Genomic DNA, 17,905 nt, shown 5'->3' on the forward strand with positions numbered 1-17,905 from the left:
CTTTGGCCAATAGCATTCTCAAAGACCAAATCCAGTAAGAACAAGGATTGAAACTTAAACATGCTACTGAGTAAAGACGATATTCCGAAAAGCTCAAAGACCAAATCCAGTAAGAACAAGGATTGAAACTGGGATTTGTCATCCGCTCAATACTTGGACGAATTACTCAAAGACCAAATCCAGTAAGAACAAGGATTGAAACAGAGCACACCTACTCTTTTGGAGATTAAAGAAAATTCTCAAAGACCAAATCCAGTAAGAACAAGGATTGAAACGTGTTTGGTGTTTGGAAAGCGCTTATCTAATAACCACTCAAAGACCAAATCCAGTAAGAACAAGGATTGAAACTTTCGGGGGTTTTTAGTTTAATGGGTACGATAAGCGCTCAAAGACCAAATCCAGTAAGAACAAGGATTGAAACTTATGCTGTAGCCACCATTATCAATGAGGGCTCGTGACTCAAAGACCAAATCCAGTAAGAACAAGGATTGAAACACCTTTTAATTCATTCACTTAATATTGAAAAAAATGCTCAAAGACCAAATCCAGTAAGAACAAGGATTGAAACAATTAATTGGTGTAAACAAAAAAGAATACGGGGTGGTCTCAAAGACCAAATCCAGTAAGAACAAGGATTGAAACTAGGTGTAAATGCCCTTTCGGCGAATGGTGATTTTTCTCAAAGACCAAATCCAGTAAGAACAAGGATTGAAACCCAAAGAAGACATTCGTTCTGGTTGCACAAACAGAACTCAAAGACCAAATCCAGTAAGAACAAGGATTGAAACAAATAAGACTCACCTTAGAAGCCTACAAAGTAGAACTCAAAGACCAAATCCAGTAAGAACAAGGATTGAAACTCACATCAAAGTAGCCTTCTACCAGGTACACTTCTCTCAAAGACCAAATCCAGTAAGAACAAGGATTGAAACGAGCTATTACGCGCATACTTCAAAGAATATCGCCCGCTCAAAGACCAAATCCAGTAAGAACAAGGATTGAAACTCTGCTATCGGATTACAACGGATGGGGCAACGATCTTCTCAAAGACCAAATCCAGTAAGAACAAGGATTGAAACTCATATAGTTCATTGCCTGGACCGTTGATGTACTTCTCAAAGACCAAATCCAGTAAGAACAAGGATTGAAACGTAATAAATTCGTGGCTATTATAGAACAAAACACCCTCAAAGACCAAATCCAGTAAGAACAAGGATTGAAACAAGCCTGCACATCCTTGCGTAAGTTGTAGTTTTGTACTCAAAGACCAAATCCAGTAAGAACAAGGATTGAAACTGTCCATAAAAAGTTTCAGTATAAGCAAGTTCAATGCTCAAAGACCAAATCCAGTAAGAACAAGGATTGAAACAACGCTACTACTACTGCTAAAGATTTGGCTGTAGCCCTCAAAGACCAAATCCAGTAAGAACAAGGATTGAAACGTCAGCGAAGATCCTATTTTGATTTCCGCTTTTTGGCTCAAAGACCAAATCCAGTAAGAACAAGGATTGAAACAAGCCTGCACATCCTTGCGTAAGTTGTAGTTTTGTACTCAAAGACCAAATCCAGTAAGAACAAGGATTGAAACTTATTCGGCGATCTGCTGCGGATAGTTCGGGCATGCTCAAAGACCAAATCCAGTAAGAACAAGGATTGAAACAACCAGTTGGCAGCAAAGGGAGCACATACTGGCTCTCTCAAAGACCAAATCCAGTAAGAACAAGGATTGAAACGCCATTATTTTTCAGGTATTTGATTGTCGCGCATGCCTCAAAGACCAAATCCAGTAAGAACAAGGATTGAAACTTGATAGGTGGAAGTCCTTGTCAGGGATTTTCTTCTCAAAGACCAAATCCAGTAAGAACAAGGATTGAAACATGAAATCAACTATCTGCCCAACAAATAATTTTGCCTCAAAGACCAAATCCAGTAAGAACAAGGATTGAAACTTGAATACCCGCTGGGCAGTTTTCCTACCGGTGTACTCAAAGACCAAATCCAGTAAGAACAAGGATTGAAACTAGACGAGCTGCATCAGGCTGATAAAACCATCGAGTCTCAAAGACCAAATCCAGTAAGAACAAGGATTGAAACAAATAAGACTCACCTTAGAAGCCTACAAAGTAGAAGCTCAAAGACCAAATCCAGTAAGAACAAGGATTGAAACACACAGGAAGTTGTAGCGTTTTAAATATGAGAGTTTCTCAAAGACCAAATCCAGTAAGAACAAGGATTGAAACATGAACAGAATTAAGCACTTGTAGGTAACGTGTTGCCTCAAAGACCAAATCCAGTAAGAACAAGGATTGAAACAAAACAACACAGTTGTAAGCACGGAAATAAAGGGCCTCAAAGACCAAATCCAGTAAGAACAAGGATTGAAACATTCCGCCTTAAAGTTTATCCAGTCAGCATATGAATCTCAAAGACCAAATCCAGTAAGAACAAGGATTGAAACTCATCCGGCATTTGACTGTTCAAAGAAACGGTTTGCTCAAAGACCAAATCCAGTAAGAACAAGGATTGAAACAATGCGAAAAACGCGGAATTGATGGATATGAAAAAACGCTCAAAGACCAAATCCAGTAAGAACAAGGATTGAAACAGCCTGAATGAATAGTGAGTTTTTGACATGAAAAGACTCAAAGACCAAATCCAGTAAGAACAAGGATTGAAACAAATATACGCTCGACGCAAAAGCAAGTGCAACAGTGCTCAAAGACCAAATCCAGTAAGAACAAGGATTGAAACTACTCGGAAACAACATAGCCCCAAATGCCCGAAAACTCAAAGACCAAATCCAGTAAGAACAAGGATTGAAACAAAAACAGAGTGATACACGTGCCTGCAGAAGCTTCACTCAAAGACCAAATCCAGTAAGAACAAGGATTGAAACCTGAATTTTCAAACACGGTAAAGAAAGCAATTACCACTCAAAGACCAAATCCAGTAAGAACAAGGATTGAAACTAAATCCTTCCTGATCTGCTATGAAGGCATTGTTTGCCTCAAAGACCAAATCCAGTAAGAACAAGGATTGAAACGCTGAAAGAATTGGCGGGTAAGGTCGTCGGCTTGCTCTCAAAGACCAAATCCAGTAAGAACAAGGATTGAAACAAACAAGAGCACTTACTGCCGGAGGTTTGCAATACGCTTAAAGACCAAATCCAGTAAGAACAAGGATTGAAACGACGCCTTCCAATCACCAATCACTAAAAACTAACCACTCAGAGACCAAATCCAGTAAGAACAAGGATTGAAAAGACGCCTTCCAATCACCAATCACTAAAAACTAACCACTCAGAGACCAAATCCAGTAAGAACAAGGATTGAAACTAATTCGGAAATCCTTACTTCCAGTAAATATTCCCTCTCCAATCTCAACACCCTTCCTCAATTCTCCTTCCTTGGAGCCTTTTTCCAAACTCCCGGATGGGTTTCATATTTATTGGGATCATAATTCACATCATCAGATTGTATATACTCTCCTCTGTCGTTTATCCAGTAAGTCTGCGAACCTGATTCTACTGTATATTCCTTGCCATCAAATGGACTCACTACACGATATTGATCTGAAAAATAATCACCGGTTCGTTCCTGTACAGCATCTTGATCGTTCCACCTGCTATCGCGTGTAGCTGCATTGCTTTCGCGAATATATTCGGTAGTAGCTGCCGTATTTGCCATACGCTCTTGTGCTCCCTTCGAATTTATATTTCGCATTGCTGCAGCATGATTCTCACTCTCTTGTATCTGACCAGCCAATTGACTTTTATAGGCATTGATTTCATTTTGATTGTACTGTATATTTGCCAAACCGTTGATATAGTAGTTTTTGGCCTGATCAAAACTTGCCGCCGATACTTTTAAAATCTGAATGTAATAGCCCCAGGTTACAAAATTGGGGCTTCCCATTTCATTATAATGCAATACAATTAAAACCTTATTTCCTTTTTGATCTGTCCAATCGGTTCCAGCAGCGCGGTTTACGTTAGGGCCGCTATTATTTCCGGAAATCGCACTTACATATGCTGCGTCGCTGGCAGCCACCTGAGGCAGCGGATAATGCTTAATTAATTGCAGCCCGTTTTCCTGTCCATACGGAATAAGCTGTTGCGAAATTACGTTGTCTATTCCGGCCGGAGGCGCCATGGCCGCACCGCTCGACTGATAAGCGCTGTACATTTCAGGAATCGTGGTGTAAGTGTAAGATTGGGCAGGATAAGCATAAATAGCCAATCCATTCGGGCCGGTTACAGCGGGCTTACCTTCAGCGGGTTTATTATCCAATTTCCAACTTTCGGGAAGCGGGATTAGCATAGAAACTGAGTTGGTTTTCGCGCTGACTACCGGATGCATTACAATGTTTTCATTACCCGCGATTTGAGTTTGTATTCCTTGATTATTACTTCCGGAAGTACCTCCACTCTCTGAAAGAACCGCTTGGGATACCTGGTGGTTTCCGTACCCGTTGTTTTGCGCGGGAGCAGTTTCGCAACCAACAGATATTGCGATCAGCACGATAGACATTAGAGCAAAATTCTTCATAACATTAAAATTAAGTGGTTTGAATAGCTATCGAGCGAATGCAAAAAGGTGAACCAAATATGCATTTTTTTATTGAAGAACAATCTTACTGTTTCGCTTTCGCTGAAAAATCTCCATTGCGCAAAAGTCCAATTGCATTATAATTCAATTCAACACCACTTATTATGTTACTTAACAACCACCCACAAGAGGGTCTCTTTAAATCTCGATAGACCTAGCGACCCCGAATGATTATCTACTGAAAACTAATTACTCAATACCAACTACTCAATACTAACTACTCAATACTAACTACTCAATACCAACTACTCAATACCAACTACTCAATACTAACTACTCAATACCAAATACTCAATACCAACTACTCAATACCAACTTCCTGGAAAGGAGTTACCATACAAGTTTCTCTTTATGTTAGCTTATCAGATCGTAACATCAGAGTACCAAAATGAATGAATATCATTTTGTAAATTGCAATTATCCTTAAAAATACTTACGTTTATGGCGTCCTGTGATTTAACCCGTCGCGCGATAGATTAACCAGACCTCAAACAAAGAAGAAATGCTTACACATTAACCACAGTGCCAACATGAAGAGTGCCGTTACTTACACCAGTATCCTGGAATACAGAAAAGCGTGTTTTGAGAAATTAACCAATAAATCCAGTCATCACGGCACGCTTATACTTGATAGATACGCCCGTTGGAACAATGACCTAGAAGCCTATTTTGCGCCCTTCCGGGAAAATATAATCGGAATAAACCACTGCATTGAAACCCCTTTTCATAAATCTCAAAAACTCGTATATGCCGACTGGACAGCAAGTGGCAGGCTTTACAGCAAAATTGAAGACAAGCTAAAATCTGAACTCTACCCCCTTGTAGCGAATACCCATACGGATACCAACCATACCGGTATGACGATGACTTACGCCTACCACAAAGCACAAAAAATTATTAAGGCACATGTGGGCGCTTCCGCGAATGACGTCATCATTTGCTGCGGATCGGGAATGACCGGTGCAGTAAACAAGTTTCAGCGCATCCTCGGCCTACGGCTTCACGAATCTTTTAAAGATAAAATCACGCTGTCAGAAGCCGATACACCCGTGATATTCGTTACCCACATGGAGCACCACTCCAACCAAACCAGTTGGCTGGAAACCATTGGCGATGTGGTGGTCGTGGCACCCGACGAACGCGGGCTCGTTTGCCCCGAAAAGTTTGAGAAACTCCTCAAAACATACACCACCCGAAAAACAAAGATTGCCGCCATTACCTCCTGCTCAAATGTAACCGGCATCGTAACGCCCTTTATGAAAATCGCCAAAATAATGCACCGCGCCGGTGGTCTATGCTTTGCCGATTTTGCCTGTTCTGCTCCCTACATCGATATCAATATGCACGAAGACGACGAAGCAGGTGCCTACCTCGATGCGATTTACTTCTCACCCCATAAATTCCTGGGCGGCCCCGGTACGGCAGGCGTTTTAATCTTCAATAAAAAACTCTATAAAAACGCTGTTCCCGACAATCCCGGTGGTGGCACCGTTGACTGGACAAACCCATGGGGCGGACACAAATTTGTGGACGATATTGAAGCTCGCGAAGATGGTGGCACTCCCGCCTTTCTACAAACCATCCGCATCGCCATGTGCTGCAATCTCAAAACTGCAATGGGTGTCGATAAAATGGAAGCCCGCGAAGCCGAAATCCTCCAGATAATCTGGCATACCCTCGATGTTATTCCAAACCTACACGTCCTCGCCGACAACCACCGCGACCGACTAGGCATTATCTCCTTTTACATTGACGACCTCCATTACAACCTCGGCGTAAAAATGCTCAACGACCGCTACGGAATCCAAACCCGTGGCGGCTGCTCATGCGCCGGAAGCTACGGACACTTTTTGCTAAACGTCACCGAAGAATATTCAAATGAAATCACCACCATGATCTCCAGCGGCGACTGCTCTTCAAAACCCGGCTGGATAAGATTGTCCATTCACCCTACCCACACCAACGAAGAGATTTTTTACATCTGCAGCGCCATAAAAGAGCTCGCCGAATATTTTCCGAAATGGAAGGCCGATTACGATTGCGACTATCGGATAGGAAGTATCAAATCAAAGAATCAAGATACTACCCTTGATATGCAATCGGCGGTTGATGGCTGTTTTTTGATTTCAGATTGATGATTCTTTGGATTTCAGAATGTTGATTTCAGATTTCAGATTTGGGAATTTGCCGGGTTATTTCTCCGTTGCTGGCATCTTGTTGTTCTTGGCTGCAGTTGCTGGCACGCAGTCGCCAAGCTTTTAGCTTGAGAACTATTTGTCCGGCGTCCCGCCGGGTTACTAGAGAAAAATTTGCTTTATATTCCTGCAAGTCGGCACTAAAAAATCCTTCCGCACACCCTATGCATTCCTCTCTGCGAAAAGCCTCGTCGGATGCAGGAACTAATCTCTATACACATCTTTTGACATCTCATTTGCTTGGTATAATGTAGGAGTGAAGAAATATGTTATCGTTAGAATCCATATCTCAATAAAATCATTCCTACAACAATTCAAATCACTGTATATCAATGCTTCGCGCACCCCCAGCCCCTAAAGGGGAGCTTCCAACGCACACCTTACTGTTTCATGAGAAGCATCATTTCAGATAACCTTCAGGTCGTGGTGAGGTGGTATTTTCATGAATACAATTAATCCCTTATAAGAGGTGTGCGGTGGTGCCCTTCCTGCATCCGACGAGGCTTTTTGCCGAGAGGAGTGCACGGGTTCGGAAAGGCATTGATGCACAGCGATTTATAAGGTCTGAACACCAAAAGACAATTTTCGAGTACGATGCGTATAGAGATTAGGCCCCTAAATGGGGAGCGTCCACCGCACGATTTAATGTTCCCTAAGGCAGGTTAGCCTTCTCGAAAAGAATTTACCTGCACTTTGACTCTTGCGGCCATGCCTTTGGCTTGGTCTAAGGACTTGCAGCTTAAAGCTTGTGGCCAATTTAGCCGCAGTTGCCACCCTCGCCCCCAGCATCGCTATTTACGGGCTAAGCGAGACGCCACGCAAAAAAGCGTGGTAAACCGAGCGTGTGCGACGCCGTCCAAACACCAAAAACCAAACACTAAGAACTAACCACTAATAAAAGAATTTCCCACTAACAACCTCAACCCCATTACTCAACCGCAACAAATATGCACCCCGAGCAAGATAAGGTCTAATCGTATTGCGACCCGCTTCATTTTGAATCTCATCCACAAAAAGTCGCTTTCCGAGAAGGTCAAAAACCTCAACTTTAAGCAATTCAACTTCCGAACGGTAAACCAGATTTACGCCATCATCAGAGCGGTAAACTTTTACCAGTTCAAACCGGTTGTCGCTATCTATTTTTACCGCGCGAATTTCGCTGAAGGTCGACTTTCCATCAAAATCTGTTTGCTTTAAGCGGTAGTACGAAACACCTGCAAAAGGCGCATCATCGGTGAAGCTGTACGAGAGTTGTGTGGTTGAATTTCCGGCACCTTCTACCCTGCCCACTTCTTCAAACTCGCGCGCATCAGCCGATCGCTCTACCGTAAAAAAGTCGTTGTTGATTTCTGTTGAGGTTATCCAATTGGTTTCTACTATTTGGTTTTTTGCGGAAGCGGTGAAGGAGAGGAGCTGGATTGGGAGGACGTTTAACTCACTAGATGAACTGCCAATGGTGAACGGACTAAAATTTGATACTGTTCCCGATAAGACATAGCCTGAAGTATAAGGTTCTAACGTTGGACTATATCCAGTTTGACCCTGATTATCCCAAGCGCCAACTGTAGGATTTGTACCAGTCCATCTAACTACAGTAAGTGTTGAAGCCTCCTCGACAGTGATACAACTCTGCTCATTATAATACAATTTAACGAATGATCCAGAAGAGCCAACTTCTCGATTTATCATCCAATAATTACATGTGGATGCCGATTCAACACTTGGATCTGTTGGTGGTGGATTATTGGGATTTGTAGTACCCGGAACGTAATTCTCATTGAAATATTCAACAGAAAATTGAGAAGTAGGACTTGACTCAGACTGGATTAATGCAGCTGGTTGGTAAATATCTACAACAGAATCACCAAAGTTGCGGTAATAACCAACCGGAAATTTAAACTCGGATCCATCGGTTCCAACCTGTGTTGCTTTCCCATTCACGTATCCATCAATACTACCACCATCCGTAGTTGAACCATTCTCAAAAATTAAATCATTGGCAGCTGTGTGAATAATCCCATCTGTGAAGCTAAGATCACCTGAAATATTTAAGGCATTGTTCATCACCAATCCGGAATCTGAATTATTCATTTCAACATTATAAAAAGCCTCTCCACCCGGGCTGTTCATCGTCTGAATGGCACTACCTGCAAATATGACATTACTATTCGCCTCAGTAAATGAAGCTGAACCAACATCATTATTCCAATCTCCATGAAGCGCAATCGTTTCACTATTTCCATTCAGGGCGCCTAATCCGCGAATATTAAGATTCTCGAGAACGGTAACTTCCTCATTAAGCGATTTTACGCCAGTATTATCAAATGACAATCGGTAGAACGTTTCTCCGTTATCTGTCGATATAGTTTGGGGTACAATTCCGTTAAAAATCACTTCTTGATTACTATGCACGAAGGTGCTTGAAGTACCCGTTCGTATCCAGCTACCACCAATATCGAAAGTACCAGAGGATGCAGTTAAAGTAAAACCTCCGTCAATAATTGTCAGGTCATTGCGTAACGCTCTGGGAGAATTCAGCTTAAGGTCGGTTCCATTTTGCAAAACCTCAACATTGTACGGGATTCCCGGATCACCGGAAGCGATATCACCTGTGGCCCAAGTCAAATCAGAAAGATCAACCTGATAATCAAATGAACTCGCAAAACGCAAGACAGATGCTGGTGCATAATTTACTGCATTATTGATAGCATACCCACCTTGCTGAACTGCTAAAACCCCTTTAATCAATGTGGGATTTCCGAGACCAAAATCTACTCCTCCATTTCCTATTCGAACCTCCACATCGGATCCAAATACCAAAGAATCGGCTCCTGAATTAACTACTTGCTTGGTATAAGGAGTCGGGTCGGATCCCCCTAAACCAATAATATCAAAACGACTTCCGCTACCTCCATTTATATTTCGGTTTCCAGATTGGGCAATGTCAATCGTACCCGAAAAATTAGGATCTATACCAATACCACGAGCGGTAAGTATATTTCCGTTGAGATTCAAGTCTGCACCATCAAGATACAAATCGCGATTATAAGTGCGATCATGTTGTAAAATGATATCTGCCTCAACCCTAACATCGCGAATAGCATCATTCGCACTCGACCATTCTAATCCCGTAGTGAGAACGCCAGTATAACGTAAATCATAACTTTCGTCAATAGCTAGAACAGGTGCAGCAGATATGGTTGCTGAAGATGCCTCGCGCATAATTTCACTTTCATTCTCCATCGTCAAGATGAATCCGTTCAAATTAAAAATTCCATTCCCTAAACGAAGCCGGTTATTGATTAAAACATCGTTATTTATGAATGCACCACCTGATGTGTTTTCTATAGCGAGATAATCGAAATTATTGACGCCGTAAATATTTTGAACGGAACTTCCATTCATTACAACCTCACGGGTTTCTTGCTCAAATATTCCAATTGCATCATTATCTACTTTCACAAAATCACCCTTAATTTTTATGTCTCCGCCAATTTGATCAGATAGAGTAAGGCGAGAAATAGTTGTGCCTTCTGCAAGAAATAAATGACGACCGACTTGAATAGGTTGTGTGTCCGAAAACATATCCAGAGTGCCAGTTCCTCCAATCGTTCGACCAATAATTAAATCGTTTTGGATGCCCAGTTCAGATGACGTGTTATTTATAAATAAAACTGTTCCATTTTGGATAATAACATTGCCCGGATAACCATTGCCGGTATTTCCTGTCCATTCCAAATTTCGGGATATGGCGGAACCAACATTATATATAAGTTGAGATGTTGGAGAATACAATGGACTCGTGGTCAGAATTGCATTTTCAACATTTAGAATAAGCTTTGAATTATTAGCTGCATTAAAAGTTCCGTATTGCACTTCTACCTGACGAGATAAAACAAGGGTATCATTGGCATCCAGCGTAACATTGAAAAATTTACACATTGAGCCGTTCCCTTGAATTGTGGTTTTATCACCTGTGGCCAGAAGAGTTAAGTCGTTTCCAACACCAACGTCAGTTCCTAAAATAGAACCGAAAGTTGATAGTTCAATAATTCCATTCTCACCAATCATAGAGATTGTGTGTTCCCCCTGACTTCTGACTTCACCATCTAAAATATTCAGTCTATTTCGAATATCAATATCGCGCTGAAGAATCAAAGAAGAACTCAGAGTTGAATTATCAAATTCTAAAATGGCTTTTTCTCCAAAAGTTAGATTACCAGCACCAGACAGATTCTGTGTAACATTTCCAGAAAAACTTATAGTAGAAGGAGTTGTAGCTGGTGAATAATTAAAATTCCCTCCGACGATATCAAAATCCTTTTTCACTTCAATATTCAAGGGATTTATATTTGCGGTAATGGTAAGAGATCCACTATAAACCCTAAAATTATCAACCTTCCACGTTGAAGTCGTACCAAGTGTCAAATTCTTGATCCCAGATATAAATTCAAAATCGGCATAATTTCTACCAGCATAACTGAAATCATGGTTTCCTACATGTTGATAAACACTCCCCTCTTCGAAAATTACCTTTGACTCTGGTTGGCTAAGACCAAACGGGTTTCCTCCTGATTCAGAGCGATAGGTGGAACCGGACTCGAAGATAACCGTATTTTCAATGCCGCTATTTCCAAATGGATTATATCCTCCAAATAACCAACGTGCTCTAAGAATAGAACCATTTTTAAAATGTACAGAACTAGCGTCGGCTGCAAGAATACGGTGCTTTCTCCCTGTAGGGGTTACGGCTGTATTCGTGAAATCAACATCTCCTTCAATTTCACCAGTTACCTGAGTCAAAAGTGAAACCTCAATTCCATTGCTTGTACCCACCGTATTCAGCACATCAAAATTTAAAACTGAACCTGCTTCAACAAAAAAATCAACTCCTAAACCGCCCGTTAAATTCAGAACCGATGGCGCATTACCACTATTGATATCTTTTAACGATACAGTTGCATTATTGATTACCAGGATTTGACCGATGGTTTGGTCTGGCACTTCTTGCACTTCCGAAATCCCCCCATCGAAAATCAGAACGTCGCGCGCCCGAGCGCAGTCGCGTGAAGGTGTCCAATTAGAAGGCACATTAAAAACACCAGTACCTACATCCCAAGCGTATTCATTTTCGGTAGCGATATCGGGTTTGGGAATGTAAATATTGTCAATCTTCATATATTCCGCACCAGTCGTATGGTGTTTCCAAAAAGCACCTAAATAAGGCAGCTCAGATGCGGTAAGCACCCCATCGATTCCAGAGTCAGACAAAGTAAATGAACCTATAGACGGATTCGTGAAACCAAGAACAGCTTCTTCACGCACAATCATATTCCAAGTATTCGTGCAAGACGTATACGTAACATTTACACTGAAATGGATGTCATCTTGACTTAGTGCCACGGAAGCAATAGTGTAGATCTCCGTAGCGCTATTCAATCCTCCTTCAAAACGTACCAGACGCAAATAGTCTGCTCCTGTTTGTCCAAGGATTACCGCATAACCAGAGGCCTGACTGTCGTCAAAAGCGGATTTATTACATCCTAAAATAAAAGCTGAACCATAATCATTGGAAGTGAAACCAGACGGATCATTCCTGCTGCTCTGCATATTCCATGCCCATATCATGTCTTCGGTACTCGCATCGAAAGCCACCGGATAGTAATCTGACATATCATAAGAAATAGCTTCCCTCGCATTTGATGCACTCGATTGAAGCCACATAGCTGACCCATTAATACGTGCGCCTGAATCGCCATTTTCCATTTCATTCCAAATTAGCGGCCCACCATCTGAAGGCTGACCAACATTGTCGGAATTATCACGATTAAAATCGTCGAACACTGTTAATGTAAAAAGCCTCGGAACAACCTCTCCTGTGCTCAAAATCTCCGCACCTAAAGTATATCCGTTAAATCGAATTTGACTCAATTGGGTAGGAGTAAGTGCGGTATTATCGGAACCAAAGAAGATTTGGCCAGAGGTACCTGAGCTTCCAGCATCGCCAGTCCATCCAAAAACTGTCAGTATTGAACCTGTAGCCCATACCTCTAAATCGCTTGCCTGAAAATGCAGTTCATGCGAACCCAAGCCCAACTGAATACTTGAACCTATATTTATGACTGCCGTTCCAATACTTTCATTGAAACCACCCGTGCTAAAAGTCCCACCATCAAAAACAAATTTAGAACCATCATCTATTCTATTTGCTGCAGATATAGCTAATATCCCCGATTGTAATCTAGTATTCCCTGTATATGTGCTTACTCCTGAAAGTGTAAGACTTCCAGAACCGATTTTGGTTAATGCACCATTCGACAGAGCACCGGAGTATGTTGTGTTATTTCCATTATTACCAATTTCCAGAGTCTTACCTGCCATATCAATATTGCGGCTTCCAATTAAACCACCAATCAGAAATCCAGTAGGTGTTCCAAAAACCAAACTTCCGGCATCACCACCCATCATATTGAGCGTACTGTTCTTTAAAGCATTTTGATGATGTAAACTGAGGATACCAGCTAGAATGCGGGTATTTCCTGTAAATGAGTTATCCGCAAAGAGGCTCAACATATCTGTACCACTTTTCCTTAATCCCCCATTGGTTAATTCTCCCGTAAAATCAACATTATCCAAACATTCTATAGTTCGGTCTGCACCATTGAGATTGATTGTATTCTGAAAATCAAGATCGCCCCCACTACCAGAATATCCAAATGTAATATCGCCTTCAATAAAGAGCTCTTTGGCGATATTCCGACCTGCACCACCATCCGATCGATAGGTGGTACCATCCGACATTCTAATTACTCCTGAACTTGGGTAACCATTCGTGAGCAGTTGCTGAATTTCTCCCTGGACCAGGAGAATATTGCCAGTTATTTCCTCATCGGGACGAAGTTTAAGGGCTCCCGATCCATCCTTGTATATTGCGCCGTTGCCAGTTATTTTACTTGAATTCAGCACAGAGCTAGCCGTACCAAATTCAAAATTTGCATTTCCTCCAAAATAGGCGGTATTTCCCGCAAAATCAAAAGCACCATTTAAACTTAGTGTACCCCCCAGTACATTGATTCTTGCATCGGAGCCGAGCGAAATATCACCATTGTAAACTTGTGTACCTATATTTGATTTTATTAAAGCGCCATCAGAAACGCCCACTCCGTTAAGAATTAAGTCTTCTGCAGGATAATTGTTTCCAGAGGCAAGCTCTAGCACTGCTCCGTCGGCTACTGTCGTTCCATTGGTTATATCACCGAGTCCATTAGGATGAATCAGTCTAATTCTTCCGAAATTAATAAATGTACCGCCGGTATAAGTGTTATCCGCGTTGAGAACAACAATTGAACTTCCCTGCACAGCAAACCCGTTTGTACCAGAAATCACCCCATTAATAAATAAGCTATTTCCATTATTTCCGTACACATCAATAAAATTCCCATTTGCGAGAATATTTCCATTGAAGGTTAGATTACCACTGACGGGATTGATTTCGCTTCCAGCAAATAACTCTATTTCATTACCGAAGGTATGATTTGCCGTACTGTAATTTTCTATTTTGCAATTCCCTGTATTAGTGCGTAGCTCCAAAGTATTACCGCCAAAGGTTCTTGCTAAAGAGGCCGCAGCCTCAAAAGTTAGTTCGCGAACTCGATAATTACGACCGTTCAATGTCATAGCTAGGTTGTTGTTGTGACCTATCTTGACAAAGTTGGATATGGTATTATTATTATCTGGATCTCCCATATCGCCAATCCCAGAGTAAAACCAAGGAGCAATATCCCCCCAATTTCCATTTGCTGCAGCATCTCTGCTAAATACGTCTTGTTGACCATAGACCAAAACGGAATTAAGGAGTACGACAACCCCCAACAAAAAAACTTTCCGAAGCAACATCTTCATGGTTAAAAATCAAATTAGCCGGAACAAGTTAGTGTTATTTTTACACAACTCAATAAGCCTGACCCAGATTTATTTACAACAACCGGAAATAAGAAGAGTTTAATGGGAGTGATTTAATTGCCAACAGAAGAAAATGGAAGTAAACAACAGGAAAAAGTGAGCTAAAAATTCCACAAAGCAAGAAAACACCTCTAATCAAACTCCCGATCTTCAGGAGCTATTTTCTTAACCTCTTGAATATTTTCAAGAATAGCATGTAGTGCTTTATGAAAACCCTCCTTTTCTGGCGGGTCGCCAAAAAAAAGATCATCTATTTCAGCTTCATCATAACCCAGAAATTCGTGAACCATCTCTTCTGCTTTCACGATGTAATCATCTTCATTTTCGCATTCATAGGAAAGATAACCAAAGTGCGTGGTTAGATCGTGGTTGAAGCTTTCGGCTTCGATTAAAATTGCACGGTATGTTTGCTCGGAGAGGTCGTTGGTGTCCATAGGTTTAATAAGCATTAGCTTTCAACTCTTCTTTATTCAAGTAGTTTTTAGAGATGATAACATCTTGTTTACGAACAATATCGCCTTTCCAATTGGTAAGACCTATATTGTTTTTCTTTTCATTGCTGCGGTTGGCAATGATTTCTGCGGCAGTGCTTCCCGAAGCTGCAAAAATAAGTTTGTTTTGTACAATTTTAAAAAACAATCTGGTCTCTTCTGCTTTTGGCGAATAATCTATAGCAAGCGCATAGATGTCGGTAATTTTGCGATAAAAACGCTTTTCGCTTGAGCGAATATCACGAATTTGCTCAAGCAATTCATCAAAATAATCTTTACCAAACGGATTGTCCGGATTCTTGAGTTTTTGATTATCTAAAACAAATCCTTTTGTAATTAGAGTCTGTCAATAGAGTCAGGTGGCTGGATCATAAAGTTCAATAGCAAGGCGCACGTAGGATTGAAAATCAAGGAGTTGACATTTGTCAATGACTGTTTTCAAGACAAGTGCAACGTAGATAGTGGACTGTATGGACAGACACTAATTAGAGTCTGTCAATACACTCAAGTGGCTGGATCAGAATGTTCGATAGCAAGGCGCACGCAGTTCTAAAAATCAAGGAGTTGACACTTGTCAATGACTGTTTTTAGAACAAGTGCAACGCAGAAAGCGGACATTATGGACAGACACTAATCAGCTCCTTGATTTGTTTTGCAGCCCAGATTCTAAAATGTGTACCTCTTAGTGTGTTTACTCGATATCCCACTGAAATTATCATATCAAGATTGAAAAACTCCAGCTTTCTGGTTACGTTTCTTCCCCCTTCATTTTGAACTGTTGCAATTTTTGCAACAGTTGCATTTTCTTGTAATTCCTGCGTTTCAAAAACATTCTTGATATGCCGCGAAATTCCACTCTTGTCAATACCAAAAAGATCTGCCATTTGATTGATGGTCAGCCAAATGGTTTCATCTTTTAATAGCACATCAACTTTCACATCACCCTTTTGAGTGGTGTAAAGCAGAAAATTATTAGATGGTGTTAATTCTGTACTCATATTTTCAACTACGAACATTTTTAAAAGTGCACTTTTCTAATCTTCGCTATACATTAATTAAAAAGAGTTTCAACCTATTTTTAATCTTCGTCTTCATCTGCCGTAAAGAATTGAACTTCTCTTCCGGCTGCCCTTTCTTTCTTTACTTGTTCTTGTATCTCTGCCGGCATCTTTGACAATTTCATAATAAAGCCATCTACCATTACCATATCTTTAAACGGATCATTCGCTTCCATCTGATCCGTGGCAAACTCATCGTCATAAATGGTCAGATTAAACATTTTCTTAATGCTTGCTGCTTTTTGAGATACGCTTGTATTCTTGGTGTCAAAATAATCGCTAATGTCCGTTGCCAAAATAAACGGCTCAAATGATTTGTCGAATAAAAAGTTTATTGATCCAATGGTATATACCACAGCCGCTGCCCAGATTTCCAATTTACCGCGTTTAAACGGAACATCGTGTTTTCTACCCATCTTTTTAATGAGTTTTACGCTTAGTTGGGCATAATTGGCATTGAGTTTTTCAGAACAAAATGTTCCGGTCATTTCAATGAGTTCTGTCTCTCTTTTCTTTATCTCAATTTTGGTCATAGGTTCGGTCTTTAAGAGGTATTTCTTTTAGCTTCTGAATGTTTTCAAAAATACAAATTAAACCTTTTTGGAAGTCTTTCTTATTAGGTGGATTGCCAAAAAATATCCACTCCATTTGATGAAAATTGTATTTCAGCATCTTATTGACCAGTTCTTCAGATTGTTTAATAAAATCATCTTCATCTTTACAATCGCCGGAAAGTACGCCAAACTGGATTGTTAAATCGTGATTGAAGCGATCGGCTTCGCTCATAATTGCCAGGTGTGTTTCCTGAGATAGGTCGCTGGTGTCCATTGGGGTTGTTGATTTATGGGTTTGTATTTTCCGGATTTAAGTCAAATAACAACATCCTCATAATCATAGTTTTGCAAAATAACTTAAAATCATAGTCAAATGAATCTTAAATACTCTTTATCACCTTTTCCGAATCTCAGTCAAATAAGAAACACGTAAATTCACTCATCTTTATCAAAATTACTTTTTCTGGGTTTAATAAGATCATGCCCAATAAGGAATGTACTTTGTAAATTTTTTGGAATCACTTGGGTTTTTAGCCAAGAATTGAGTTTGATTCCAAATCGCCTTTAGTAGCTTTTGTGCATAAACATCAGATTTATTTTTGGCGATCCAGTAATCTAAAACATCAAATAAAAGACGCTCAGCAATTGGTGACCAGATAATCGCTAAATCTTTTTCTGATCTAGCCACTTCTCCGTTTTAGATTTCAATTGATCTTGGTCTATGAAATTACCATTGCTAATATCATCCATGCTCATTTGAATCATTAGTTCTTGCTCTTCGGTCAATTCATACACTACACTTTCTTCAGAACTTGATGCTATTAACTGATCAAGTGCCATCAAAAATTCCTTATTCTGAAAAGATAAAATCTTATTAATCAGACCATTCCTAATATTGTCTACTGAAGCCAAATCTGTCGTTTTGCTCAAATATCGTAAACTTTTTAACACCTTCATGAGCAGTTTATTGGAAAAATGACAGCCTGATACAACACCCTTGTAATTGATCAACCTATATCTTTTAGTCAAATATAGGAT

10 protein-coding genes and 1 CRISPR repeat array (1 of these 11 cut by a window edge) are annotated in these 17,905 nt (G+C 40.5%); of the genes, 1 reads left to right on the forward strand and 9 read right to left on the reverse strand.

What is annotated here, in order from left to right:
• Window positions 1–3,335: a CRISPR direct-repeat array (repeat unit 37 nt; unit sequence CTCAAAGACCAAATCCAGTAAGAACAAGGATTGAAAC); it begins 5,682 nt to the left of the window's first position.
• Window positions 3,336–3,392: 57 nt separating this feature from the next.
• Entirely contained in the window at window positions 3,393–4,547 is a 1,155-nt protein-coding gene (locus tag G3O08_RS04645; protein ID WP_163283512.1) for a hypothetical protein, read from the reverse strand.
• Between the two features lie 590 nt (window positions 4,548–5,137).
• Between G3O08_RS04645 and G3O08_RS04650 the strand changes: the two genes are divergently transcribed.
• Complete coding sequence (locus G3O08_RS04650) at window positions 5,138–6,742, forward strand: aminotransferase class V-fold PLP-dependent enzyme (protein WP_163283513.1); 1,605 nt, start codon at window positions 5,138–5,140, stop codon at window positions 6,740–6,742.
• Window positions 6,743–7,693: 951 nt separating this feature from the next.
• Here G3O08_RS04650 and G3O08_RS04655 read toward each other — a convergent pair.
• From G3O08_RS04655 to G3O08_RS04690, 8 genes are all read right to left on the reverse strand, one after another.
• Entirely contained in the window at window positions 7,694–14,698 is a 7,005-nt protein-coding gene (locus G3O08_RS04655; protein WP_163283514.1) for a T9SS type A sorting domain-containing protein, read from the reverse strand.
• 197 nt (window positions 14,699–14,895) lie between these two features.
• Window positions 14,896–15,198: a hypothetical protein gene (locus tag G3O08_RS04660; protein WP_163283515.1), complete on the reverse strand. Its 303-nt coding sequence runs from the start codon at window positions 15,196–15,198 to the stop codon at window positions 14,896–14,898.
• A 4-nt stretch (window positions 15,199–15,202) separates the two neighbouring features.
• The gene (rhuM, locus tag G3O08_RS04665) at window positions 15,203–15,592 is read right to left on the reverse strand and encodes a RhuM family protein (RefSeq protein ID WP_163283552.1); all 390 of its coding nucleotides are present in this window, start codon (window positions 15,590–15,592) and stop codon (window positions 15,203–15,205) included.
• A gap of 280 nt (window positions 15,593–15,872) precedes the next feature.
• On the reverse strand, window positions 15,873–16,253 hold the full coding sequence (locus tag G3O08_RS04670; RefSeq protein ID WP_163283516.1) for a virulence RhuM family protein: 381 nt from the start codon (window positions 16,251–16,253) through the stop codon (window positions 15,873–15,875).
• Between the two features lie 80 nt (window positions 16,254–16,333).
• Window positions 16,334–16,846 (reverse strand): DUF6398 domain-containing protein, encoded by a 513-nt coding sequence (locus tag G3O08_RS04675; RefSeq protein WP_163283517.1) that lies wholly within the window; start codon window positions 16,844–16,846, stop codon window positions 16,334–16,336.
• Window positions 16,833–17,141 carry a hypothetical protein gene (locus tag G3O08_RS04680; RefSeq protein ID WP_163283518.1) on the reverse strand — a complete coding sequence of 103 codons (309 nt, stop codon included), beginning with the start codon at window positions 17,139–17,141 and terminating at the stop codon, window positions 16,833–16,835. The genes G3O08_RS04675 and G3O08_RS04680 overlap by 14 nt, the downstream gene beginning before the upstream one ends.
• 204 nt (window positions 17,142–17,345) lie before the next feature.
• Window positions 17,346–17,555: a hypothetical protein gene (locus G3O08_RS04685; RefSeq protein WP_163283519.1), complete on the reverse strand. Its 210-nt coding sequence runs from the start codon at window positions 17,553–17,555 to the stop codon at window positions 17,346–17,348.
• Window positions 17,531–17,797, reverse strand: a complete 267-nt coding sequence (locus G3O08_RS04690) for a hypothetical protein (protein ID WP_239540957.1) — start codon at window positions 17,795–17,797, stop codon at window positions 17,531–17,533. Before G3O08_RS04690 ends, G3O08_RS04685 begins: the two co-directional genes overlap by 25 nt.
• Window positions 17,798–17,905 lie beyond the last annotated feature (108 nt).

This window comes from Cryomorpha ignava (assembly GCF_010686655.1).
Classification (GTDB): domain Bacteria; phylum Bacteroidota; class Bacteroidia; order Flavobacteriales_D; family Cryomorphaceae; genus Cryomorpha; species Cryomorpha ignava.